The following is a 22,598-nucleotide window of genomic DNA, read 5'->3' as shown; positions in this document are numbered from 1 at the left end:
CGCCCAAAAAAGTGCATTTCAAGAATCGCTAGTTATTAGCGACAGTTTGATGGTCTGTAATTTGAACTCAAGTTTCCACCAGTGCACGTCCATGAAAGAGAGTTAGACGCGGGCGTGCCAGCAGTCAAGGCAGTCCCGGATGCCGTTGGAGTAAATATCATCGTTGCATTAGCACTGACTGCGGAGCCGAAGGTTATTGTAATTGCGCCGGTTGACGAGTTAATTGCAACACTAGTAACACTTGCTGTCGCCGTAGGAGCAGTCCACCCAGCAGCTAAAGACGATGCCCCTGCGGCGGCGTTCTCGGCAACAGTTACTTTTGCTGCCGCAGCAAAGCCAATACCTTCGGTTACTCTCGCCCTAATTGTATAATCTTGATAGGCGGGCAAAGCGACTGCAGCCAAAATACCGATAATAGCCACAACGATCATTAATTCGATTAGGGTAAAACCTTGTTGTACTTTCTTCATTGTTACACACCTCAAATAGTGTTTTTAGGGGTAAGGGTGATTAGGTCTTACAAGTTATATGCCAACCATGCATACCCTACACACAGGACATTTGCGGGGCTCTGGTTGTCGTTTCAGCACACACAAGCGACGCAATTTGTAAGCCGTGGACGTAAAACGGCAGATTTAGCCAAATAGACATCCCACCGCAGACAGTTATCAAGACTGTAAAGCGGCATGCTAGCAGTAGCTATAACCAGAAGAGCGATCATTTCACTTTAATATAACCAGCACCCCCTGAATGAACTATGTTAATCAAACACCCACAATGTAAAGGATTATTCTATGACCATTAAAACCTTATCCCACTGCGTTGCTAGCATACTTTTAACGTCAGGAATACTTTCAACCACCGCCTACGCTGCCAGTACAGCGAAAAGCACTGCAACAGAAACCACCTCTAATCAAACAGCCAACCGCGTCAGCATCAACTCCGCCAATGCCGCTGTGCTTGCTGAACACCTTATTGGAATTGGCCCCTCAAAAGCTGAGGCTATTGTTGCATGGCGATCAAAAAATGGACGATTCAGTAATATTGAGCAACTGCTGGAAGTTAAAGGCATTGGCGCCGCTACGCTTAATAAGAACAAACATCTGATTACGCTTTAACAAAAAGCTAATATTCACCTACACATTGATTAAAGGTTTTTGGGTAGCGCTATCACGCCCAAAAACCTCTGCGTAACAACACCTTTCCCTGTAAGCTATTTATTTCCATTTCATTATCCTCTAGACTGGGGCAGATATACCTGCCTTAACGTGCAGGGCTGCAATGGTGGCCTACAATGGGTATGTGTCTTTTGTAGTTAAGATGTGACGCCAGCTAATAACATAATAAACACAAGAATTAAGCAGCATGAATACTCCAACACTCAGCGGTCTCACCAAGCGATTGATTCGAGATGAAACCATCACCAGCGAAGTGGCTCAGCAAGCAACGGCAGCAGCACACGAAAGTAAACGCCCACTCCCCTTGTGCCTTATTGACGCCGGCGCCAAAAGCCTAGACATTGCCGCTGCCGATGAGTTCGGTTCGCCACTACTAAACTTAGGCAGCATCGAACTAAATCCAGCGCTTAGGGAAGTAGTCGACAAAAAACTGGTCGAAAAGCACTTTGCCCTACCAATATTCAAGCGCGGAAACCGCCTATTTATTGCAGTAGCAGACCCAACCAACCTACATGGCTTGGACGAGATTAAATTCAATACCGGCTTAAGTACAGAAGCTATTGTCGTCGAAGCCGATAAACTCGCCGTAGGTGTTGAAGCATTCCTGAAGGATTCCGAAGAGGATATTTCCGAAAGCCTTGGCGGGCTTGATGATGACGACCTTGACCTCGAGCTTGAAAACCCCGACGAAGCAAAACCCGTCGAACAGACTAACGACGTAGACGAAGCGCCCATTGTTAAATTTGTGAATAAAATCCTACTGGATGCTATCAAAATAGGCGCTTCCGATATTCACTTCGAACCTTACGAAAAAGCTTATCGCGTTCGCTACCGCACAGATGGAATACTAAAAGAAGTCGCAAGGCCCCCAACAAACCTTGCATCTAGGCTTTCTGCTCGACTAAAGGTCATGTCTCAAATGGATATTTCTGAGCGCCGCATTCCGCAGGACGGTCGCATTAAGATGAAAATATCCAAAACCCGCGCCATCGATTTTCGCGTCAACACGCTTCCTACACTATTTGGCGAAAAGATCGTACTAAGGATTTTAGACCCCTCAAGCGCCAAGCTTGGCATCGATGCACTAGGCTATGAAGATGATCAGAAGAAGCTTTACCTAGATGCATTGAAACAGCCACAAGGTATGATTTTAGTGACAGGTCCTACGGGGTCAGGGAAAACAGTTTCACTTTATACCGGCCTGAATATCCTCAACACTAAAGAAGTTAATATTTCTACAGCCGAAGACCCTGTAGAAATTAACCTTGAAGGCATTAACCAAGTCAACGTCAACACCAAAGTAGGCCTTGGTTTCGCGGAAGCTCTTCGTTCATTCTTACGCCAAGATCCCGATATTGTGATGGTAGGGGAGATTCGAGACTTAGATACAGCATCAATTGCCATCAAAGCGGCGCAAACCGGTCACATGGTGATGAGTACACTGCACACCAATAGCGCACCCGAGACATTGACTCGCTTACTCAATATGGGTGTACCGACCTTTAACGTCGCAACAACCGTTAGCCTTATTATTGCTCAGCGCTTGGCTCGACGCTTATGCCCAAGCTGCAAGCAACCGGACGATATTCCCAAGCCCATCCTTGAAGAGGAAGGCATGATGGATATAGGCATCCCACCAGAAGAATTTGAGCTTTATAAGCCCATCGGTTGCGATAAGTGCACCGACGGCTATAAAGGTCGTGTCGGCGTCTATGAAGTTGTTCGCATTACTCCAGCTATTTCTCGCATTATAATGGAGGGCGGCAATTCCATTGAGATTGCTGATGCCGCAAAGAAAGCTGGCTTTAACGACCTTCGCATATCTGCGCTTCGAAAAACAGCTCAAGGGCTAACCAGCCTTGCAGAAGCTAACCGTGTTACCAAGGATTAACCTATGGCTACATCCAGCACAAACCAAGTATACGTTTACAAAGGCGTTGACAAAAAAGGCAAAAAAATTCAAGGCGAAATATCTGGCAGCAGCCCTGCTATCGCAAAAGCAGCTCTCCTAAAGCAAGGCGTTAAGGCCACTAACGTTCGAAAAAAAGCCAAGCCTTTATTCGGGGACGGAGGTAAAAAGATAACCCCTCAAGATATTGCAATTTTTACACGACAAATGGCCACCATGATGAAGGCCGGTGTACCGCTAGTACAAAGCTTTGACATAGTATCTGACGGCGTTGACAATCCGTCATTAGCGAAGCTAATTAAAGCTATACGGGAGGATGTTGCAGCTGGCGGAGGGTTTGCCAACGCACTAAGAAAACAACCCAAATATTTTGATGATTTATTTTGTAACCTAGTTGAATCTGGCGAGCAATCAGGCGCGTTAGAAACCATGCTACATAGAATTGCAATCTATAAAGAGAAAACAGAGCAGCTTAAAGCCAAGATAAAAAAGGCACTGACATATCCAATTGCAGTAGTCGTTGTTGCCGTGATTGTTACCGGCATCCTCCTAGTTAAAGTCGTACCACAATTTGCTGAGACCTTTAGTAGTTTTGGCGCAAATTTACCCGCGTTTACCTTATTTGTATTAGGGCTGTCGAATTTGGCTCAAGAGTATTGGCTCCACTTCCTTGGTGTTGTTGGTGTCAGTATTTTTATATTTAGCAAGCTAAAACAAAGCAATAAGAAATTTCGCAACTTACTCGATAGGCTGACACTCAAACTTCCTATTGTTGGAAAAATTGTTTACGAAGCCATTATTGCGCGATTTGCGCGCACATTATCTACAACGTTTGCCGCAGGCGTTCCATTAATTGACGCATTAACCTCCGTAGCCGGTGCAACGGGCAATAGCATTTACGAAGATGCGACCATCAAAATTCGCGATGAGGTTTCAACCGGCACCCAATTGAACGTTGCGCTACGTCACGCAAAGGCATTCCCCTCAATGCTTATACAGATGGCGTCCATTGGCGAAGAGTCTGGCGCCCTAGACGAGATGCTCGATAAAGTAGCGTCTTTTTATGAGGAGTCGGTTGATAATATGGTAGATAACTTAACTAGCTTACTTGAACCTATGATTATGGCAATTCTAGGCGTATTAGTAGGCGGCCTACTCATCGCCATGTATCTCCCAATATTCCAGCTAGGCAACGTCGTTTAATGTCACTCGACCAATTCGTATCCCTCCATCAAACTGCGCCATGGTTCACTCTTGGCGTTGTTTGCATTTTAGGTTTAGTTGTCGGTAGTTTTTTAAACGTGGTTATTTATCGCATCCCCGTTATGCTTTTTAAGGAGTGGAAGGAAGCCTGCGATGAGATGATTGCGAACCCGGCAGAAGCGCCACTACCAGAAGGTAAGTTCAACCTCGCCATCCCCAACTCTCGCTGCCCTAAATGCAATAGCGCAATTAAGCCTTGGCAAAACATCCCCGTTGTAAGTTTTTTAATACTTAAAGGCGCCTGCGCTAAATGCGGGGAGAAGATTTCAACCCGCTATCCGCTAGTCGAGCTATTTACAGGCATTGCAAGCTTGATGGTGTTGTGGCTGCTTGGCGTAACGCCGCAGGCCGCTATGGCACTGATATTAGTCTGGGCGTTAATCGCGCTAACAATGATTGATATCGACCACCAGCTGCTACCAGATAACCTCACCTTGCCACTTATGTGGCTGGGCCTGCTGTGCAACCTAAACGGTCTTTATACCGATCTAAACAGCGCTGTTATTGGGGCTATGGCCGGTTATTTAAGCCTTTGGAGCGTGTATTGGTTGTTTAAGCTTGTTACCGGCAAAGAAGGCATGGGCTTTGGTGATTTCAAACTACTGGCTGCGCTTGGCGCTTGGATGGGCTGGGAGCAGCTGCCCGTCATTATTATTCTCTCCTCACTGGTTGGCGCTGTTTTTGGTATTGCAGGCATGATTATGGCTGGCAAAGATAAAGAGTGGCGCATTCCTTTTGGCCCCTATTTAGCTATCGCCGGTGCTATTGCATTTTTTTGGGGTGACCTAATTACCGAGAAATACCTTAGCCTTTCAGGCTTAAGTTAAAACCTGTGATAGTAGGACTTACTGGGGGTATTGGCAGCGGCAAAAGCACCGTCGCCGGCTTGTTTTCTAAGTTAGGTATTGAATGGGTTGATCTGGATATTGTGGCGAGGCAAGTCGTCGAGCGTGGCGAGCCGGCTCTTACAGCTATTACACAACGCTTTTCAGCCACTATCCCCAGCATTCAAAACGCCAACGGCGAGCTTAATCGCACCGCGTTACGCCATTATATTTTCCAGCACCCCGACGAAAAAGCGTGGCTAGAAACCCTGCTCCACCCGCTCATTCAAAAACGCAGTCAAATGTTGCTCAGCAAAACACAATCACCTTATGTACTATTAATAAGCCCGCTCCTTTTCGAGAAAAACACGCCTACCGACAAAAGCATCAGCATTGATGTTGACAAAGCCACTCAAATATCGAGAGCAACCTCCCGTGATGGCAACACGCCAGAACAAATCAAACGCATTATGGCCACCCAGCTATCCCGACAAGAGCGCAACCAGCGCGCCGATTATATTATTGATAATTCACACAGCCTTAGCGATACCGAACGACAAGTGTATGCTATTCACCAAATGCTAATATCCCTCCTCTAGCGATACCATCAATTATGACAACGCCATCCATCCCCTGCCCAACCTGCAAAAAAACAGTATTAATGAACGAGCAATATCCGCATCGCCCGTTTTGCTCCAAACGCTGCCAACTTATTGATCTTGGTGAGTGGGCCGCTGAGAGTCATCGTATTGCCGGAAGCCACAACGACGAAGATATTGAGCATTGGTCAGAAGGCGAACAACAATAGTCCAGCCCAGCAAGCCAAAAGAAAAAGACACTGATATTCCCAGCATTTAAAAGAGATTGGCGCCTAAGATTTCTTTTCCCGCGCCATGGCAGTGGCATTTATTGTAAGGTCGTGCAAAATAGCTAACCTGTTCGAAACTGCGCAACACAGTTATGGCTGCATTTAAAATAAGTCATTTCTCTTACTGCGCACCAAAGCCTAACAATACACCTGCTACCGCTGGGGATAAAAATGCCACTTAGGAAATCTCAGACACTTGCTTTCGTTATTAGCAGCCTTGCCGTCTACGGCTTGCCCGCTATAGCCCAAGACGCACCTGCACTTGAAGAAGTTTTAGTGACAGCCACAAAACGCGAGCAATCACTTCAAGAAATCCCGTTATCTGTTGCTGCCGTAACCGGTGAAAAACTCAATGATACTGGCACCAAAACGCTGGCAGACCTTACCACCTTAGTTCCCAATATTCACTTTACTCAAACAGGCCTTAGTACCCAAATGCGGATACGCGGGATTGGCTCAGATAACAGCCAAGGCTTTGAGCAATCGGTTGGCGTATACAGCGACGGTATTTTCCGAGGGCGCGCACAATTATTTCGCGCCCCCATGTTTGATATGGAACGCGTAGAAGTGATGCGCGGCCCACAAAGCACTCTGTTTGGTAAAAATAGTATTGCTGGCGCCTTGGACCTTATTACAGCCAAGCCGACTGAAGAGTTGACCGGTTACCTTACCGGCAGCTACGAAACCGAATTTGGCGCGAAAGAATTAACAACGGTTGTTTCTGGCCCGCTAACCGATACTCTGCGTGGCCGCATTGCATTAAGAAAGCTCGACGACCCAGGCTACTTTGAAAACACATTTAAAGGTACAGACGAGCCGGAGCAAGATGTAACCTCTGGCCGAATCAGCCTAGAGTGGGAGCCCAATGACCAAACTCGCATTTTATATATCGGTGAAAAAAGCGAATTTGATACGCTAGGTCGGCCCATCGAAATAACTAAAGACTCCCCCTCGGTTATCCCGCCAAGCACCCCTGGCTTAGGTGTGTTCAACGGCTTTACCTACCAGCAAATTCTCCCAGCGTTAGGGCAACCAACGTTTGATGCACAGCAGGACTATAAACGCCAAACTAACGACGCAGAGTTTAGTGAGAACAATACAAGTTCACATACACTGCAAATGGAATGGGACGTTAACGGTTATACCATTACCTCTTTGACCGGCGGCGTAGGTTACGACTACAAAGAAAATTGCGATTGTGACTTTACTGCGGCCAACATATTCAACTTAGGTATGGAAGAAGACTATTCACAATATAGTCAAGAAATACGTATTGCCTCGCCACTGGGCAAAACCTTTGATTGGATTGGTGGCGTATTTTTTCAAAGCTACAACCAAAACTTTAGTGACCTCCTTCGCGTACCAGGTAACTCAACGGAGTCTGCAGAAAACTCAATACTACCCGGACTTGTCGCTGGCGCTACGCCATTAGCGGCCTACGAAAAGCAATATCAAGCCTCCCTAGAAGCCGGTAGAGATGAAGCTTTGGCCAGAATGGACGCGCAGAGTGCTGCCGATCAAGTCACCGCCCTAATTCCAGTAACAACTGCCGAATTTGCCAACACCGGAGTACAAAGAAACTTTGAACAGGATTCGCGAGCACAAGCTATTTTTGGCCAAGTCACATGGAATATTAATACCGACTTCAGAATGATTTTAGGCGGCCGCTACACCAGTGAAACCAAAAAAGGACAAAAAGCTGTTCAAATTATGGACTTAGCAACTAATGATGTCTATAGCAGTGAAGGCGTAGCGCTACCGCCAGGCCTTCTCCCGCCCGCGCTTTATGCATCTGATAGCTTTAAAGTTAACGCGCATGACATCTCCAATGTCCGCAGTGAATCAGCCTTTACCCCGCTTGTGATTGGCCAATGGGATATCAACGAAGATACTAGCGCTTATGCGAGCTATACGAAAGGCTTCAAGGCAGGCGGCTTTGATCCGCGCTCGAATACACCTTTTGCGTTTGAGTTTGATGAAGAAAAAGCGACTGCGTATGAACTCGGCTTTAAAACAACAACATGGCAAGATCGTAACGAGATTAACGTAGCACTCTACTTAACCGATTATGAAGACTTACAAATCAGCCAGTTTGACGGTGCTGTTAGCTTTAACGTGGGTAACGCCAAAGAAACACGAGTGCAGGGCTTGGAAGTTGACGGCCGCGTTGCCATTAGCAACCACCTTGTCGCTAGCTATGGTTTATCGCTACTGGATTTCGAATATAAAGATTTCCAAAACGGTAACTGTTACTTCGGGCAAGCGGGGCAAGACACTAACAGCGACGGTATAAAAGAGTGCGATTACACCGGTAAATCAGGTGTCTATACTCCCGATTACACCGTGAATTTCGGTTTCGATTATCGCCGTAACTTAAACTCAGCGCTGGAGTTTGCCGCAATTCTTGACGGACAATTTGTCGATGGGCATCAAGTGCACGTCAACCTAGACCCTGCAGGCGAAATCGACGCTTACACCATGCTAGGGCTGCGCCTACAAATCGGTGGCGAGCACTGGAGCGCTGCAATTCTAGGGAAAAATTTATTAGACGAAGCCGTTCTAACATATTCGGCTAACGCACCATTGGCCGAAAGTACCTTTGCGACGAACACTTTTTACAGTTTTGTAAATCGCCCTCGCACTGTCGCACTCGAGGCATCCTTTAAGTTTTGAACAAGCCTAATCGCTGCCTGCACACACACTGCAGGCAGCGTCTTTCTTTAAGGTAAACTCGCGCCACTGAGCTTTTAAGCCATCAAAAAACTGCACCCTTCCAGCTAACACGCTACCGCAACCAGCCAATAATTTTATCGCTTCCAAAGCTTGATAAGCCCCAATAACGCCAACAACCGGCGATAGTACCCCAGCCTGTGAGCACGTTAGATCTTGCTCCCCCACAAAACCATACAAACACTGGTAACAAGGAGCATCTTTTTGTCGGCTATCGAAAACGGCAATTTGCCCTTCAAAACGAATCGCCGCACCAGAGACCAGCGGCACCTTTTGCTCAACGCAGGCGGCGTTGATGGCACAGCGGGTGGTAAAGTTATCGCTGCAATCAATCACCACACTCGCCTGCGCCACTTGCTCACTAAGTGCGCCACCCTCTAGGCGCCGATCAATAGTCTCTATGCGAATAGTAGAATTTAATGCCTGCAACTGCTCCTTAGCGGATGCAACTTTAGCGCGACCGATGTTCGCCTCGGTATGAGCAATTTGTCGCTGCAAGTTACTGCCATCGACAACATCATCATCAGCCAAAACAATACAGCCCACGCCCGCCGCCGCTAAGTACATAGCAACAGGGGAGCCAAGCCCGCCAACGCCAACGACCAACACCCGCGCATTTTTGAGCGCTAGCTGGCCTGCAACATCAAACTGGGGCAACAATATTTGCCGGCTGTAGCGTACAAGCTCATCATCACTTAAGGTATTTGTCACGAACGGTAAGCTCCCGTTACTCTTGAATTGCCGCCGTAATCTTTACGGGTTTCAACACGTTTAAAACCTGCCGCTAGCAACAAATGCTGCACATCTGCAGCCTGCTGCCAACCGTGCTCCAGCCATAGGCTACCAGCGGGTTTAAGGATGTTTAACGCTAGCGCGATTATCGCTTTTATATCAGCTAGCCCTTGCTCTGGTGCCACTAACGCGGCTTTAGGTTCAAAGCGAACGTCGCCTTCGCATAAGTGGGGGTCGTTTTCATCAATATAAGGCGGGTTGCTCACGAGTAGATCGAAAGGTTGCTGGCACGTAACTTGAGCTAACCAAGCCGCATCCAACCAGCTGCCTTGGCTAAAATGAACACGCTCCAAACCCAAGCGCTTTGCATTCGCCTTCGCCAAGGCCACAGCGTCGGCGCTTTGATCTACGCCTTTAACCGCCGCATTTGGGCGCTCAGTTGCTAGCGCCAAAGCAATTGCACCAGTGCCGGTACCAAGGTCGAGCACCCGAGCAGAATCTTCAGGCAAATGCTCTAGCGCAACTTCAACTAACACCTCGGTATCCGGTCTAGGGATTAACGTAGAGCTATCTACTGCCAAGTTTAAAGACCAAAACTCACGCTGACCGGTAATATGGGCAACGGGTTCGCCGGCCTCACGGCGCTTAAGCAACTTTAGGAAGCGCTCGGCCACTGCGCTATCTAGCTCGCGCTCCGGCCAAGTATAAAAATAGGTACGATCAAAACCAGAAACCGCGGCCAACAGTAGCTCAGCATCCAAACGCGGGGAATCACTCACCGTGCTTAATCGAGCGGCAAGCCGCAGCGCTTCAGAAATCGTCATAACTGCACCGTCTTTTGCGCGACTTTTTATTCCGCTAGTGCCGCGAGTTGATCGGCTTGATATTCATTAATTAGCGGCTGCACAATATCGTTTAACTGGCCCTGCATAACTTCATCAAGCTTGTAGAGTGTTAGGTTGATCCGGTGGTCTGTCACGCGCCCTTGCGGGTAATTGTATGTGCGAATGCGCTCCGAGCGGTCGCCACTACCGACAAGGTTTTTGCGCTCATCCGACATTTCTTTTGCGGCTTTTTCTTCGGCACTGTTGGCCAGTTTAGAAGCCAACAAGGACATCGCTTTCGCACGATTTTTATGCTGCGAGCGTTCGTCTTGGCACTCGACCACAACCCCCGAAGGAATGTGCGTTAAGCGAATGGCGGAATCTGTTTTGTTAACGTGCTGCCCTCCGGCACCACTTGCCCTAAAAGTATCAACGCGTAAGTCGGCCTTATTGATTGAAATTTCGGCCGTTTCGTCCGCTTCAGGCATTACCGCTACCGTGCATGCCGACGTGTGAATACGCCCTTGCGACTCGGTCGCCGGTACGCGCTGTACGCGGTGGGCACCCGATTCAAACTTAAACTTGGAATACACACCAGCACCCACAACGCGGGTGATTATTTCTTTAAAACCGCCGTGTTCGCCTTCGTTTTGGGAAATTACTTCGATTTGCCAGCGCTGCGCCTCCGCATAACGGCTGTACATGCGGAACAAGTCACCCGCAAAAATAGCGGCTTCGTCACCACCGGTTCCTGCGCGAATTTCCAAATAAACGTTTTTACCGTCTCGTGGGTCTTTAGGCAGTAAGAGCTTTTGCAGCTCGGCCTCTAAGGGCTCGACTAAAGCCTGTGCAGCATCCAGCTCTTCTTTCGCCATTTCGCGCATTTCAGGGTCAGATTCATCCAGCATCGCACGCGCCTCGTCCATGTCCGCTTGCACACCCTCGTAGCGCTCAAAGCACTGCACAACAGGCTCAAGCTCAGCGTATTCTTTCGAGAGTTCTCTAAACTTATTTTGGTTGCTGATGATTTCATTCTCACCCAGCAACGCGCCTACCTCCTGGTAGCGTTCGGTCAGGGTCTGCAGTTTTTCCAGAATACTGGGTTTCATGGTGTCTCGCTGTTTTGGTCTTCGCTGCCCTGCGCTGGTTTGTTAGGGTCACCAACATCAAGGTCAAATAAGGTTTGAAAGGTATTTATCACATCAAAATCCCCGTCTGCACTGGCTTTTCGCAATTGCGCGGTTGGGGTATGCATAAGTTTGTTACATAGGTTTCTAGCCAACTGATTTAGCACGTCAGCCGGGTCGCTACCCGCTTGCAGCGTTTTTATAGCTTTAGCCAATTCAGCTTCGCGTAGCTCATCGACCACCGAGCGGTAAGCTTTTACCGTCGCTACGGCATCAAGGCTATTAAGCTCCTGCTGATAACGAATAACGCCTTCATCGATAATTTCTGCCGCTATTTGTGCAGCTTGCTCACGTGAGCGCATATTTTCGTCGATAACTTCTTTTAAGTCATCGACGGTATACAAATAAACATCCGCTAAGTCGCCCACTTGCGACTCGATATCACGCGGCACGGCTATATCCACCATAAAAATGGGCTTATGGCGGCGCTTTTTCAACGCAGACTCAACCGTACCTTTCCCTAACACAGGTAAAGGGCTAGCGGTTGAAGAGATAACAATGTCCGCTTTATGTAGGTGATCGGGAATATCCGTCAGCAATATGGCTTCACCATTGAACTGCTGCGCCAGCTTGCTAGCGTTGGTTAAAGTGCGGTTAGCCACAATAATGTGCTTCAAGCCCTGCTCGACCAAGTGGCGCGCAACAAGCTCGATGGTTTCACCGGCACCTATTAACAATGCCGTATCATTTTTAAGGTCTGAAAAAATTTGCTGCGCCAAAGAAACCGCGGCATACGCAACAGATACTGGGTTTTCGCCAATGGCTGTTTCAGAGCGAACGCGCTTGGCAACCGAGAACACTTTATGAAATGCACTGTGTAAACCACTGCCCAAGCTACCAGCATCATTGGCTGTTGCGTAGGCTGACTTCATCTGCCCCAAAATTTGCGGCTCGCCCAAGACTAAAGAGTCTAAACCGCTGGCCACCTTCATCATATGGCGGGCAGCTTCAACACCTTCATGGGCGTAATGGCAGGCCTCTAAAGCGCTATAGCCGGTATTGTGATATTCGGCCATCCACTGCAATAACTCGGCATGCCCTACATCACCACCACCGGTATCGGCATAAACTTCCGTGCGATTACACGTCGATAATATCGCTACCTCTTTAATGCCTACAGCCGCAACTGCCGCCCGCAGGGCTGCCGTCATCTGTTCTGGCGAAAAGGCAACAGCCTCTCGCACTTCTACAGAAGCAGTATTATGGTTTATTCCCAATGCAATCAGGGTCATACGGTAACGATTCTTGTGGCAGTACAAAAAAGCAACGAAACTCTCACACTGTTGTAATTAGCAACATAGGTACAACAAAGCGACAATCAACGAGCAAAGCAGGACATTGTCAGCGTTCAAGCGCAGGCTGACAAGTAGTATGGTCGCAAATTGTGGTTTGCCAACAATTTTGCTGCAGCGCAACAACACCTTGGGCCAGCGCAGTCAGCGAAGTCATCTATGCTTTAACAGCTATACCTTAACAACACGCAGCACGAAACAGCCCATCAGCTGGAACCAAATAACATTTATTCAACCAACTAGTATGCAAGCCGCTCGCGGCCTCGATACAATGCCAATTCCTAAGCGATTTGACTGTCCATGAAATTACGCCAACAACATCCAGCCAGCCCCAAACAACGCTTTTTGTGCAACACCATTTGCGCCACAATGGTTCTGCTATTAAGCGGCTGTGCCAGCAACCTGCCGGTAACACAAGAAGCGCCCAAGCCCCTCGTTATTACTGAGCTACCGGCCAAACCCTTCGATACCGAAACACTTTATTCTTTAATGGTAGCCGAGCTTGCTGGTAGCCGAGACAGGCTCGACATAATGCTCAACAACTATGTCACCCAGGCCATCGAAACCCAAGATGCCGGCATCACCGAGCGCGCAGCTCACCTCGCGAATTTTATGCAAGACCCCGTAGCCACGCAGCAAATGGCCACTCAATGGGCTTCACTTGCCCCCGAAAATGCACAAGCTAGGTACATGGCTATGGCTTCGCTGTCTGATGCAGGCAGGTACTTCGAAGCATTTGAGCATGGCAAATACCTTATTAGCCATCAACACTTCCCGCATGGTTTAGATGCTCTTGCGGTAAAAGCAACCAGCAGCAACGCCAGCGACGATACCGTAAAAACACTGTTAAAGCTCTACAATGCATTACTGGCCAACCACCATAAAGACGCTGAGCTCACATTGGCGGTAAGCTTTTTAGACTACAAACTCGATATACTCGACAGCGCCATGGGCAACGCCCTGCAGGCACAAATCCTCAAAAGCGATTACGAGCAAGCCTACCTACAAGAACTTAGAATACTCGGTAAAAAAGACGCTAACGCAGCACAATTACGGCTCGCGCAAATAGTGGCGCTATTCCCTGACAACCAACGCCTGCGCCTTCAGTACGCCCGCAACCTCACACAAACGAATCTCGCCGAGGCAGCTATTCAATTTGAAGAGCTACTCAAGCAATCGCCTGGCGATGGCAATATTCAGCTCGCACTTGCACTTACCTATTATCAGCAAGAAGACCTAGAGCAAGCCAAGAAACACTTTTTACCGCTAGAACACGCCGCCGCACAAGAGGCCACAGCCAACTACTACCTAGGCAAAATTGCACAACAACAAGAATCACCGCACGATGCGATTCGTTACTACAGCCAAGTAAAACCCAGCAAAGAATTTTTGCCCGCTCTAGCCCGCGCAGTTGACTTGATGCATAAAACCGAGCAGCAAGACCTCGCATTACAGCTAATTGCTGGCCACCAGCTATCTGCGCAAGCAGAGTTCCAAGAGGGCCTAAGCCTGTTACTGGCCGACCACTACCGTCACATTGGCAACCAGCAACAAGCCGAGCGCGCATTTGACGAAGGCATCACCCGCTTTCCTCGCTCGCAAACACTGCTATTTAACCGGGCCATGTTTTTAACAACATTAAACCGGCTTGAAGATGCTGAGCGCGACCTTCTCACGGTTATCGCTATAGACCCGAATAATGCCGATGCGCTCAACTCACTCGGCTACATTCTTGCCGACGCCAATATTCGCTTGCCTGAAGCCATCTCTTATATTGAGCGCGCCTTAGCCATAAACCCCAACAACGCGGCAGCCATTGATAGCCTAGGCTGGGCGCTTTACCGGCAAGGCCAGAATCGCTCGGCCATTACACACTTGCGGCAAGCGCTCAAGCTTATGCCCAACGACGAAATTGCCGCTCATTTGGGCGAGGTCTTATGGGTAGAGGGGCAACAAGAAGAGGCATTGGCGGTTTGGAAGCAAGGCCTGCAACTACAGCCCAACAGCCGCTTCATTATGGAGCGTCTCAAGCGCTTCCAGCTTCTCGACGACGTGAATTCATAAGGCAACGCCATGCGTAAACTCCTGCACCTCTCACTACTTGCTTTACTGTTAAGCGGCTGCCAATCCTTTACCCCAAGTAGCACACCAATTACCGGCAACAACCTAAAAGCGGCAAAGGCGCACACAGCAAAGCTTAATCAGTTCAACCGCTGGAAAGCATTAGGGAAAATAAAAATCACCGTTGATGACCAACCTCACAGCGCATCTTTTGAATGGCAGCAATTTAAAGACAACTACGCGATTAATTTTTTTGGGCCTTTTGGTTATGGCTCTAGCTGGCTTAGGCGCACCTCAAAAGGCGTGACGCTTGAGTCACCTGAACATCCCATACAATGGGCACCCACACCCGAGCAACTTTTACAACAAACTGTAGGTTGGCAAGCACCAATTAACGAACTGCAATATTGGATTAAGGGGCAGCCGGCACCAGCAGCCATTATCGACAAAGTCACCACGACGCCAGAAGGCGCGTACAGCGCACTTACTCAGCAAGGGTGGGATATTCAATTGAGCCGCCACCAACAATATGGCGAGCTATCACTCCCCCACAAACTCATTGCCTCAAGGCAAGGGTTAAGCGTGCTGATTATCATCAAGCAGTGGGAGCGAAAATAGTGCTTACACTGCCCAGCCCCGCAAAACTCAATTTATTCCTGCATATTAATGGTCAACGGCAAGACGGCTACCACCAATTGCAAACCGTTTTTCAGTTGCTAGATTACGGTGATACTTTGGCCTTTAGCCCTCGGCCTGACGCCAAAATTGTTCTCACCCCAGAAATTCCAGGCGTGAGCACTGCCGACAATTTGATTGTGCGGGCTGCCGAGCTATTGCGCCACGCCACAGGCATTAACCTAGGCGCCAATATTGAACTTCAAAAACGACTCCCGATGGGAGGGGGCATTGGCGGTGGCAGCTCTAATGCCGCCACAACGCTACTAGCCCTGAACCGCTTATGGCAAACAAAGCTCGACTTGCCAAGCCTTGCCAAGCTTGGCGTGCAACTTGGCGCCGATGTGCCAGTTTTTGTACTGGGCAATAGCGCTTGGGCCGAAGGTATTGGCGATGTGATTTCGCCCGTTGATTTAGCCGCCAAGTGGTACCTTGTCATTCGCCCACATGCTCACATATCAACCGCTGAAATTTTTTCGCAAAAAAAATTGACAAGAGACACGCCCATCATTAAAGTAGCGGCCTTCCTTGAGGGGGGCGGTAAAAACGATTGCCAAGACGTAGTCTTGGAGCGTTATCCACAAGTGAAGGAAGCGGTTGATTGGCTTAACTTTTTTTCGCCAGCTAAGCTTACAGGAACAGGAGCATGCATCTTTGCAAGCTTTGATTCTGAAGCGCAAGCGAAATCGGTTTTTGCTAACAGACCTGAACATCTGGAAGGCTTTGTGGCCAAGGGTGTAAACAGATCACCGCTACACACCGCCCTTTCGAGATTAGATAGTGTTACTGGGGTGTCGCCAAGTGGCTAAGGCAGCAGGTTTTGATCCTGCCATTCGCAGGTTCGAGTCCTGCCACCCCAGCCATCTTCCAAAGCTTCCTGCCGCAAACTCTCATTAGTCATTCGTTCCACACTAGGTTTACAAGGTGACTCACGTGCCTGATTTAATGGTTTTTACCGGCAATGCAAATCCAGCGCTTGCCAAGAAGCTTGTCGACCAACTGGGCATCCCCCTTGGCGACGCCACCGTCTCACAATTCTCAGACGGCGAAATTTCCGTAGAAATCAACGAAAACGTACGCGGTCGCGACGTTTTTATCGTACAGTCAACCTGCGTACCCACCAACGATAACATCATGGAACTTCTGTTCATGGTGGACGCACTACACCGTGCATCAGCAGGTCGCATCACTGCCGTGATCCCCTATTTTGGCTACGCCCGCCAAGACCGCCGAGTTCGCTCTGCGCGCGTACCTATTAGTGCACGCATTGTTGCCGACATGATGGCCACCGCCGGCGTAGATCGCGTACTCACAGTTGACTTGCACTCAGAGCAGATTCAAGGCTTTTTCGATGTCCCCGTAGATAACGTCTACGGATCATCTGTTTTATTAAGCGACATCGAGCAACAAAACTTCGAGCACCTCACTATTGTATCGCCCGATATCGGCGGCGTAGTTCGAGCCCGCGCAGTCGCGAAAGAACTCGGTGTTGATCTGGCCATTATTGATAAACGTCGACCAAAAGCCAATGTAGCAGAAGTCATGAATATCATCGGCGAGGTCGAAGACCGCACCTGCTTATTAGTTGACGACATGGTCGACACTGCAGGCACGCTCTGCAACGCAGCAGCAGCACTCAAGACCCACGGTGCACGCAAAGTTATTGCCTATTGCACACACCCGATATTGTCGGGCCCCGCCGCCCAGCGCATTAGCCAGTCCGCCCTAGACGAGCTTGTCGTTACCGACTCAATCCCGCTAGACGACGGCGTGATTGAAACCGCTAAAGTACGCCAGCTGACGCTTGCCCCCATGCTAGCTGAAGCCATGCGTAGAATTAGCAACGAGGAATCTTTAAGCGCGATGTTCCGCTAAGCGATTACTGAAAGTATTCACTTAAAGAGCATCACAACACAGCGGTCGTCAATATTGGCGACCTTTTTTAGTCGTAGTGCGCAGGTCGCGGCGCACCACTTTAATTTTGAGGATACACCCATGTCTACTGAAGACTTTACTCTTATCGCATCTGTTCGCGAAGACTCAGGGAAAGGTGCGAGCCGCCGCCTGCGTCGCGAACAGGGTTTGCTACCCGCTATCGTATACGGCGGCGACAAAGCCCCACAAAACATCACCCTCGAGCACAAAGAGCTTGTTAAGCACCTTGAGCACGAAGCCTTTTATTCGCACGTTATCACCTTAAAAATTGATGGCGCCGAAGAAACAGTGATTTTGAAAGACTTGCAACGCCACCCAGCAAAAGCTGTTGTTCTCCACGCCGATCTCCTTCGCGTGTCAGAAAACAGCAAAATCACGATCAACGCCCCTCTTCACTTCATCAACGAAGCGACTAGCAAAGGCGTTAAACAAGGCGGCGGCATTGTGAACCACACAATGACTGAGCTCGAAATTTCTTGCTTGCCAAGCGCACTACCTGAGTTCATCGAAGTGGACTTAGCCGATGTTGACGTAGGCGATACCGTACACATCTCAGACATTAAACTGCCTGCTGGCGTAACATCTGTTGCATTAAGCCACGGCGCCGATCACGACCTACCCGTTGCTTCAATCAGCAAACCTAAAGGTAGCAGCGACGACGCAGAAGAAACCACCGAAGAAGCATAAGCTTCGCAGAGCTGACCACAGTGAATACACCCGTTCAGCTCATTGTGGGCCTCGGCAACCCGGGCCCACAATATCAAAATACTCGCCACAACGCGGGCGAAGACTTTGTGAGCGAGCTCTGCCAGCAGCACAACGGCAACCTTGCAAATACACCGAAATTTTTTGGCCACAGCGCACGCATTAGCGTGAATGGACACGATGTTCGCCTGCTGATACCAACAACCTATATGAATCGTAGCGGTCAAGCCGTTAGCGCCATCAGCCAGTTTTACAAAATCCCCACCGAAGCTATTCTTGTCGCCCACGACGAGCTCGATTTGGCACCCGGCGTAGCGCGCTTAAAAATCGGCGGCGGCCATGGTGGGCACAACGGCCTGCGCGATATTATTAGCGCACAAGGCAACAACAAAAACTTTGCTCGCCTAAGACTTGGCATTGGCCACCCAGGCAACGCAAAACAAGTGGCCGACTTTGTGCTCAAGAAAGCTCCAAAAGCTGAGTTCGAGCTAACCGAAGCATCCATTAAAAATGCACTCGCCGTTACCGACGATATAATTTCTGGCCAATGGAATCGTGCAATGAAAAACCTGCACACCCAAGCCTAACAACCTTCAACCACCAAGCCTTATAGGATCTCACCATGGGTTTTAAATGCGGCATCGTTGGCCTACCCAACGTTGGAAAATCGACTCTTTTTAATGCGCTCACCAAATCCGGCATCGCCGCTGAGAACTTCCCATTCTGCACAATCGAACCCAACTCAGGCATTGTCCCCGTCCCCGACCCCAGACAAGACGCCATATCGGCATTAGTAAATCCTGAAAAACAAATCCCAACCACCATGGAATTTGTTGATATTGCAGGCCTGGTCGCGGGAGCCTCCAAGGGCGAAGGGCTTGGCAATCAGTTCCTAGCCAACATCAGAGAAACCGACGCAATTGCTCACGTTGTGCGCTGCTTTGACGATGAAAACGTCATTCATGTAGATGGCGCAATCAACCCAGAAAGCGACATCAACACCATTAACACCGAACTTGCTTTATCAGACCTAGAAAGCGTAGAAAAGGGCATTCAACGTTACGCAAAGCTTGCCAAAGGGCAAGACAAGAACGCAATGAAAATGAAAGCGCTACTGGAAAAGCTTTTGCCCCACCTCAATGAAGCGCTTCCACTTCGGGCAATGACACTGAGCACAGACGAGCTGAAAGACTTAAAAAGCATGAGCCTGCTCACCCTAAAACCCACCATGTACATTGCCAACGTACAAGAAGATGGTTTTGAAAATAACCCACACCTCGATAAAGTGAGAGCGATTGCGGCAGAAGAGAACGCCGCTGTGGTTCCGATTTGCAATAAGCTAGAAGCAGAAATTGCTGAACTAGAAGCTGACGAAGTTGCGGAGTTCCTAGAAGACCTAGGCATGGAAGAACCCGGCCTAAACCGCGTCATTCGCGCAGGCTACGAACTGCTCGACCTGCAAACCTACTTTACGGCAGGCGTAAAAGAGGTTCGAGCATGGACCATCCCTGTTGGCGCAAGCGCACCGCAAGCTGCTGGCAAGATTCACACGGACTTTGAAAAAGGCTTTATACGAGCAGAGATTGTAGGCTACGACGATTTTATCGCACACAAAGGCGAAGCCGGCGCAAAAGAAGCCGGCAAGTGGCGCCTCGAAGGCAAGGATTACATCGTTGCCGACGGCGATATAATCCACTTTCGATTTAACGTTTAGCACAAAAAAGGGCGCCAACTTAGGCGCCCTTTTCACGTCACCAGCAAGATCTAAACACCAAACATACCTGCCAAACGCTTACTCTTTAAAAAACCAAACAAACCTTTTGCCTCTGCCGTGCGCTGAATATACTCATCACATATTCTCAGCACATCCACATCATAAGCACCAGGCTCGAGATCCTGCGCAATTTCGATCCACTCAACCTCTGTAGAGGTAAGCTTGCCAGCATCAATTTTGACCTGCTTTTGCTTATCGTCACCAGCCATATCCAAGTAGACAGGCTCACTAAGCTCGCGTTTATACGGATCCATCACCACCATCACGTGAGGCTTCAGGCGGCGCTCGAAGTTCTGCTCGACCACCACAGCCACCTCACCGGTATTCAACTCAACGAGCGTACCCGTTGGATACAAGCCAATAGCTCGAATAAACTCAACAACGAGATCCCCCTGAAAAAGACTGTCGCGGCCATCGTACAATTGTGCCACAGCCCTAGAGGGCGAAAGCGGGTACTTCTCGCCACGAGGGTTGGTCACCTCATCATAAAAGGTCACAACAGCTGCAACTCTACCCAACAAGGGTATTTTTTCGCCCCGCAAATGCGCCGGAAAGCCAGACCCATTGATGCGCTCTTGATGCGTTTTAACCACCGATATAGCTCGCGGAGAAACATCCGGAACTTGCTCTAAAATCTCAACACCAAGCGGAATAAAGCGCTCGTACTCAGCCTGCTCAGAAAGGGAACGCTCTTTCATGGCTAACAGCTCATTACTTAATCGCGTTTTGCCCACATCTTTTAGCAAAAGCCCCATCGCCAATACTTCTAGATCCCCCTTAGACAACCCCATATGGCGCCCAAGCAGAATACCCCATACAGCCGAGCGCACAGCGTGACTATAGGTGTGCTCATCCTTCTGCTTAACGCGGGTTAACCAAGTAAAAGCATCAGGGCAGCGCAATACACTACCAACCATTGCGCTCGCGGCGCGCTTTGTATCCAAAATAGCGCCTGCGGCATCACCGCCATTCAGCTGCTCAACGATTTGCGCCACCGCGCTGTACACCTCACGATGAAGCTCTCTAGCACCCGCCATTTCAGTGCGCAAAGTGGTGCTCACGGGGTACACATTAGCTCTTGTCTTCAGCGCAGGCATAGTAACCCTATCGGTGGCACTCGCCTTAACGGCCGGCTTATTACTCGCACGCGCGGTCGCGCTTAGGGTTTTAAGCCCTGCCTTAACCGGTCGCGCGCCCTTTAGTACATCAATGTAGATGTGATGGCAATGCGACTTGAGTAGATTGATCTCGTCCAGATCACGAACATAGAAGCCCTGCAAAGGAAAAGGCGTTTGCGTCCACGGGCGATCCAATCCCGACACAAACATGCCTATTGTCACTTCACCGACATCTATCTTAATTTGTTTAACGCCCACAGGCTTATCCTCAACAACAATATAATTTCACTTATGCATACGCAGACCATAACATCCGTTCGATTATAGGCCCGCCAGCAGGTGTTGATAATAACCCAATGAACGTTTTTTAATCAATATCTATTATTTTTGTCACTAGATGACACAAATCAGCATGTGAGTTACTTATCATCATGATACTGAAAAGATAACTCGTGCACGCACTCAATAAAGGCACCTGCATTCGCGGGGTCAACCTCAGGCGTAATGCCGTGCCCAAGGTTAAAGACATGCCCACTGCCATGACCGTAATCGGCCAAGATTTTGGCCACTTCCTGACGAATACGCTCAGGCTTTGCGTATAAAATAGATGGATCCATATTGCCTTGCAAAGCCACTTTATCACCTACTCGACGCCTAGCGTCAGAAATCGGCGTAGTCCAATCTAGACCTAAGGCATCTGGACCTGTATCCGCCATAGCCTCTAACGACTGCCCGCCGCCCTTGGTAAACATAATCACCGGCACCTTGCGGCCATCGTATTCACGGATCAAACCATCGACTATTTTTTGCATTGGCTTTAGCGAAAACTCACGGTAAGCATCATGAGCCAAAGCGCCGCCCCAGGAATCGAAAATTTGCACCGCTTGCGCGCCCGCTTTAATTTGCTCGTTAAGATATTCGGTGACCGAAATTGCAAGCTTATCAAGTAAAGCATGCATCAAGCCTGGGTCGTTGTATGCCAAAGCCTTTGCCTTGCGAAAATCTTTACTAGAGCCACCTTCCACCATATAAGTAGCCAGCGTCCAAGGGCTACCAGAAAAGCCAATCAACGGTACTCTACCGTTTAGCTCCTTGCGAATTGTGCGTACCGCATTGGGCACATAGGGCAGATCCTGCAAGGTATTAACAATAGGTAATGCATCCACATCCGCGGCTGTCGTCACTGTTTTTTTGAATTTTGGCCCTTCACCCGTTTCAAAATATAAGCCTAACCCCATTGCATCTGGAATGGTAAGAATATCGGAAAACAAGATTGCAGCATCCAGCGGGTAGCGTTCAAGAGGCTGCATAGTGACTTCACATGCAAGCTCAGGATTCATGCATAAGTCCATAAAGCTGCCAGCTTTGGCCCGCGAAGCACGATACTCAGGCAAATAACGGCCAGCTTGTCGCATCATCCACACAGGCGTTGCATCTACAGGTTCCCGCATCAATGCACGCAAAAAACGATCATTCTTTAATTCAGACATTCCAAAACCTTATTCTTTATTGATTTGTTCGGT

21 protein-coding genes and 1 tRNA gene are annotated in these 22,598 nt (G+C 48.9%); 15 read left to right on the top strand and 7 right to left on the bottom strand.

The genetic code is table 11. The features are described from left to right. Positions 1 to 35 precede the first annotated feature (35 nt). Positions 36 to 470: a pilin gene (locus MARGE09_RS01510; RefSeq protein ID WP_236985603.1), complete on the bottom strand. Its 435-nt coding sequence runs from the start codon at positions 468 to 470 to the stop codon at positions 36 to 38. A gap of 324 nt (positions 471 to 794) precedes the next feature. Between MARGE09_RS01510 and MARGE09_RS01505 the strand changes: the two genes are divergently transcribed. The 7 genes from MARGE09_RS01505 to MARGE09_RS01475 all read left to right on the top strand — a co-directional run bounded on the left by MARGE09_RS01505 (position 795) and on the right by MARGE09_RS01475 (position 8,715). Continuing rightward, a complete protein-coding gene (locus MARGE09_RS01505; protein WP_236985602.1) occupies positions 795 to 1,118 on the top strand; it encodes a ComEA family DNA-binding protein in 324 nt (107 codons plus the stop codon). Positions 1,119 to 1,365: 247 nt separating this feature from the next. Further along, positions 1,366 to 3,069, top strand: a complete 1,704-nt coding sequence (gene pilB, locus MARGE09_RS01500; protein WP_236985601.1) for a type IV-A pilus assembly ATPase PilB — start codon at positions 1,366 to 1,368, stop codon at positions 3,067 to 3,069. A 3-nt stretch (positions 3,070 to 3,072) separates the two neighbouring features. Continuing rightward, positions 3,073 to 4,290 carry a type II secretion system F family protein gene (locus MARGE09_RS01495; RefSeq protein WP_236985600.1) on the top strand — a complete coding sequence of 406 codons (1,218 nt, stop codon included), beginning with the start codon at positions 3,073 to 3,075 and terminating at the stop codon, positions 4,288 to 4,290. Continuing rightward, the gene (locus MARGE09_RS01490) at positions 4,290 to 5,177 is read left to right on the top strand and encodes a prepilin peptidase (protein WP_236985599.1); all 888 of its coding nucleotides are present in this window, start codon (positions 4,290 to 4,292) and stop codon (positions 5,175 to 5,177) included. The genes MARGE09_RS01495 and MARGE09_RS01490 overlap by 1 nt, the downstream gene beginning before the upstream one ends. 5 nt (positions 5,178 to 5,182) lie before the next feature. Then, on the top strand, positions 5,183 to 5,773 hold the full coding sequence (coaE, locus tag MARGE09_RS01485) for a dephospho-CoA kinase (RefSeq protein ID WP_236985598.1): 591 nt from the start codon (positions 5,183 to 5,185) through the stop codon (positions 5,771 to 5,773). Between the two features lie 14 nt (positions 5,774 to 5,787). Further along, positions 5,788 to 5,982 carry a DNA gyrase inhibitor YacG gene (yacG, locus tag MARGE09_RS01480; protein ID WP_236985597.1) on the top strand — a complete coding sequence of 65 codons (195 nt, stop codon included), beginning with the start codon at positions 5,788 to 5,790 and terminating at the stop codon, positions 5,980 to 5,982. 231 nt (positions 5,983 to 6,213) lie between these two features. Next, entirely contained in the window at positions 6,214 to 8,715 is a 2,502-nt protein-coding gene (locus MARGE09_RS01475; protein ID WP_236985596.1) for a TonB-dependent receptor, read from the top strand. A gap of 6 nt (positions 8,716 to 8,721) precedes the next feature. On the opposite strand, the gene moeB is transcribed toward MARGE09_RS01475, so the two are convergent. Genes moeB through hemA form a run of 4 tightly spaced genes read right to left on the bottom strand, consistent with a single transcriptional unit; the run spans position 8,722 to position 12,747 of the window. Then, entirely contained in the window at positions 8,722 to 9,483 is a 762-nt protein-coding gene (gene moeB, locus MARGE09_RS01470; RefSeq protein WP_236985595.1) for a molybdopterin-synthase adenylyltransferase MoeB, read from the bottom strand. Then, positions 9,480 to 10,328: a peptide chain release factor N(5)-glutamine methyltransferase gene (gene prmC / locus MARGE09_RS01465; protein ID WP_236985594.1), complete on the bottom strand. Its 849-nt coding sequence runs from the start codon at positions 10,326 to 10,328 to the stop codon at positions 9,480 to 9,482. The genes moeB and prmC overlap by 4 nt, the downstream gene beginning before the upstream one ends. A 26-nt stretch (positions 10,329 to 10,354) precedes the next feature. Next, entirely contained in the window at positions 10,355 to 11,437 is a 1,083-nt protein-coding gene (gene prfA / locus MARGE09_RS01460) for a peptide chain release factor 1 (protein WP_236985593.1), read from the bottom strand. Further along, a complete protein-coding gene (hemA, locus tag MARGE09_RS01455; RefSeq protein ID WP_236985592.1) occupies positions 11,434 to 12,747 on the bottom strand; it encodes a glutamyl-tRNA reductase in 1,314 nt (437 codons plus the stop codon). Before hemA ends, prfA begins: the two co-directional genes overlap by 4 nt. Before the next feature lie 360 nt (positions 12,748 to 13,107). Here hemA and MARGE09_RS01450 point away from each other — a divergent pair, with 360 nt between their 5' ends. The 8 genes from MARGE09_RS01450 to ychF all read left to right on the top strand — a co-directional run bounded on the left by MARGE09_RS01450 (position 13,108) and on the right by ychF (position 19,897). Continuing rightward, complete coding sequence (locus MARGE09_RS01450; RefSeq protein ID WP_236985591.1) at positions 13,108 to 14,871, top strand: tetratricopeptide repeat protein; 1,764 nt, start codon at positions 13,108 to 13,110, stop codon at positions 14,869 to 14,871. 9 nt (positions 14,872 to 14,880) lie between these two features. After that, positions 14,881 to 15,486, top strand: coding sequence for a lipoprotein insertase outer membrane protein LolB (gene lolB / locus MARGE09_RS01445; RefSeq protein ID WP_236985590.1), 606 nt, complete (start codon positions 14,881 to 14,883; stop codon positions 15,484 to 15,486). Beyond that, positions 15,486 to 16,352, top strand: a complete 867-nt coding sequence (gene ispE / locus MARGE09_RS01440) for a 4-(cytidine 5'-diphospho)-2-C-methyl-D-erythritol kinase (RefSeq protein ID WP_420828080.1) — start codon at positions 15,486 to 15,488, stop codon at positions 16,350 to 16,352. The genes lolB and ispE overlap by 1 nt, the downstream gene beginning before the upstream one ends. Then, positions 16,331 to 16,406: transfer RNA gene (locus tag MARGE09_RS01435), tRNA-Gln, on the top strand. The genes ispE and MARGE09_RS01435 overlap by 22 nt, the downstream gene beginning before the upstream one ends. A gap of 82 nt (positions 16,407 to 16,488) precedes the next feature. Continuing rightward, positions 16,489 to 17,418, top strand: a complete 930-nt coding sequence (locus tag MARGE09_RS01430; RefSeq protein WP_275068751.1) for a ribose-phosphate pyrophosphokinase — start codon at positions 16,489 to 16,491, stop codon at positions 17,416 to 17,418. A gap of 120 nt (positions 17,419 to 17,538) precedes the next feature. Continuing rightward, positions 17,539 to 18,165, top strand: coding sequence for a 50S ribosomal protein L25/general stress protein Ctc (locus MARGE09_RS01425; RefSeq protein ID WP_236985588.1), 627 nt, complete (start codon positions 17,539 to 17,541; stop codon positions 18,163 to 18,165). Between the two features lie 20 nt (positions 18,166 to 18,185). Further along, on the top strand, positions 18,186 to 18,770 hold the full coding sequence (gene pth / locus MARGE09_RS01420; RefSeq protein ID WP_236985587.1) for an aminoacyl-tRNA hydrolase: 585 nt from the start codon (positions 18,186 to 18,188) through the stop codon (positions 18,768 to 18,770). 35 nt (positions 18,771 to 18,805) lie between these two features. Next, the gene (gene ychF / locus MARGE09_RS01415; RefSeq protein ID WP_236985586.1) at positions 18,806 to 19,897 is read left to right on the top strand and encodes a redox-regulated ATPase YchF; all 1,092 of its coding nucleotides are present in this window, start codon (positions 18,806 to 18,808) and stop codon (positions 19,895 to 19,897) included. Between the two features lie 50 nt (positions 19,898 to 19,947). Here ychF and MARGE09_RS01410 read toward each other — a convergent pair whose 3' ends face one another. Both MARGE09_RS01410 and hemE read right to left on the bottom strand, forming a co-directional pair. Continuing rightward, on the bottom strand, positions 19,948 to 21,333 hold the full coding sequence (locus MARGE09_RS01410; protein ID WP_236985585.1) for a cyclic di-GMP phosphodiesterase: 1,386 nt from the start codon (positions 21,331 to 21,333) through the stop codon (positions 19,948 to 19,950). 161 nt (positions 21,334 to 21,494) lie between these two features. Beyond that, positions 21,495 to 22,565: a uroporphyrinogen decarboxylase gene (gene hemE / locus MARGE09_RS01405; RefSeq protein WP_236985584.1), complete on the bottom strand. Its 1,071-nt coding sequence runs from the start codon at positions 22,563 to 22,565 to the stop codon at positions 21,495 to 21,497. Between the last annotated feature and the right edge of the window lie 33 nt (positions 22,566 to 22,598).

It is taken from the genome of Marinagarivorans cellulosilyticus, from assembly GCF_021655555.1.
GTDB classification, from domain to species: domain Bacteria; phylum Pseudomonadota; class Gammaproteobacteria; order Pseudomonadales; family Cellvibrionaceae; genus Marinagarivorans; species Marinagarivorans cellulosilyticus.
The sequence above is the reverse complement of the archived record's forward strand: the minus strand, read 5'-3'. Positions and strand labels throughout refer to the sequence as shown.

Bases quoted from the DNA above. Each gene is read 5' to 3' on its own strand.
- prmC (WP_236985594.1), bottom strand. From the start codon at position 10,328: ATGACGATTTCTGAAGCGCTGCGGCTTGCCGCTCGATTAAGCACGGTG.
- MARGE09_RS01475 (WP_236985596.1), top strand. From the start codon at position 6,214: ATGCCACTTAGGAAATCTCAGACACTTGCTTTCGTTATTAGCAGCCTT.
- lolB (WP_236985590.1), top strand. From the start codon at position 14,881: ATGCGTAAACTCCTGCACCTCTCACTACTTGCTTTACTGTTAAGCGGC.
- MARGE09_RS01430 (WP_275068751.1), top strand. From the start codon at position 16,489: ATGGTTTTTACCGGCAATGCAAATCCAGCGCTTGCCAAGAAGCTTGTC.
- MARGE09_RS01495 (WP_236985600.1), top strand. From the start codon at position 3,073: ATGGCTACATCCAGCACAAACCAAGTATACGTTTACAAAGGCGTTGAC.
- prfA (WP_236985593.1), bottom strand. From the start codon at position 11,437: ATGAAACCCAGTATTCTGGAAAAACTGCAGACCCTGACCGAACGCTAC.
- pilB (WP_236985601.1), top strand. From the start codon at position 1,366: ATGAATACTCCAACACTCAGCGGTCTCACCAAGCGATTGATTCGAGAT.
- hemE (WP_236985584.1), bottom strand. From the start codon at position 22,565: ATGTCTGAATTAAAGAATGATCGTTTTTTGCGTGCATTGATGCGGGAA.
- MARGE09_RS01510 (WP_236985603.1), bottom strand. From the start codon at position 470: ATGAAGAAAGTACAACAAGGTTTTACCCTAATCGAATTAATGATCGTT.
- hemA (WP_236985592.1), bottom strand. From the start codon at position 12,747: ATGACCCTGATTGCATTGGGAATAAACCATAATACTGCTTCTGTAGAA.
- ychF (WP_236985586.1), top strand. From the start codon at position 18,806: ATGGGTTTTAAATGCGGCATCGTTGGCCTACCCAACGTTGGAAAATCG.
- MARGE09_RS01490 (WP_236985599.1), top strand. From the start codon at position 4,290: ATGTCACTCGACCAATTCGTATCCCTCCATCAAACTGCGCCATGGTTC.
- yacG (WP_236985597.1), top strand. From the start codon at position 5,788: ATGACAACGCCATCCATCCCCTGCCCAACCTGCAAAAAAACAGTATTA.
- MARGE09_RS01505 (WP_236985602.1), top strand. From the start codon at position 795: ATGACCATTAAAACCTTATCCCACTGCGTTGCTAGCATACTTTTAACG.
- MARGE09_RS01450 (WP_236985591.1), top strand. From the start codon at position 13,108: ATGAAATTACGCCAACAACATCCAGCCAGCCCCAAACAACGCTTTTTG.
- MARGE09_RS01425 (WP_236985588.1), top strand. From the start codon at position 17,539: ATGTCTACTGAAGACTTTACTCTTATCGCATCTGTTCGCGAAGACTCA.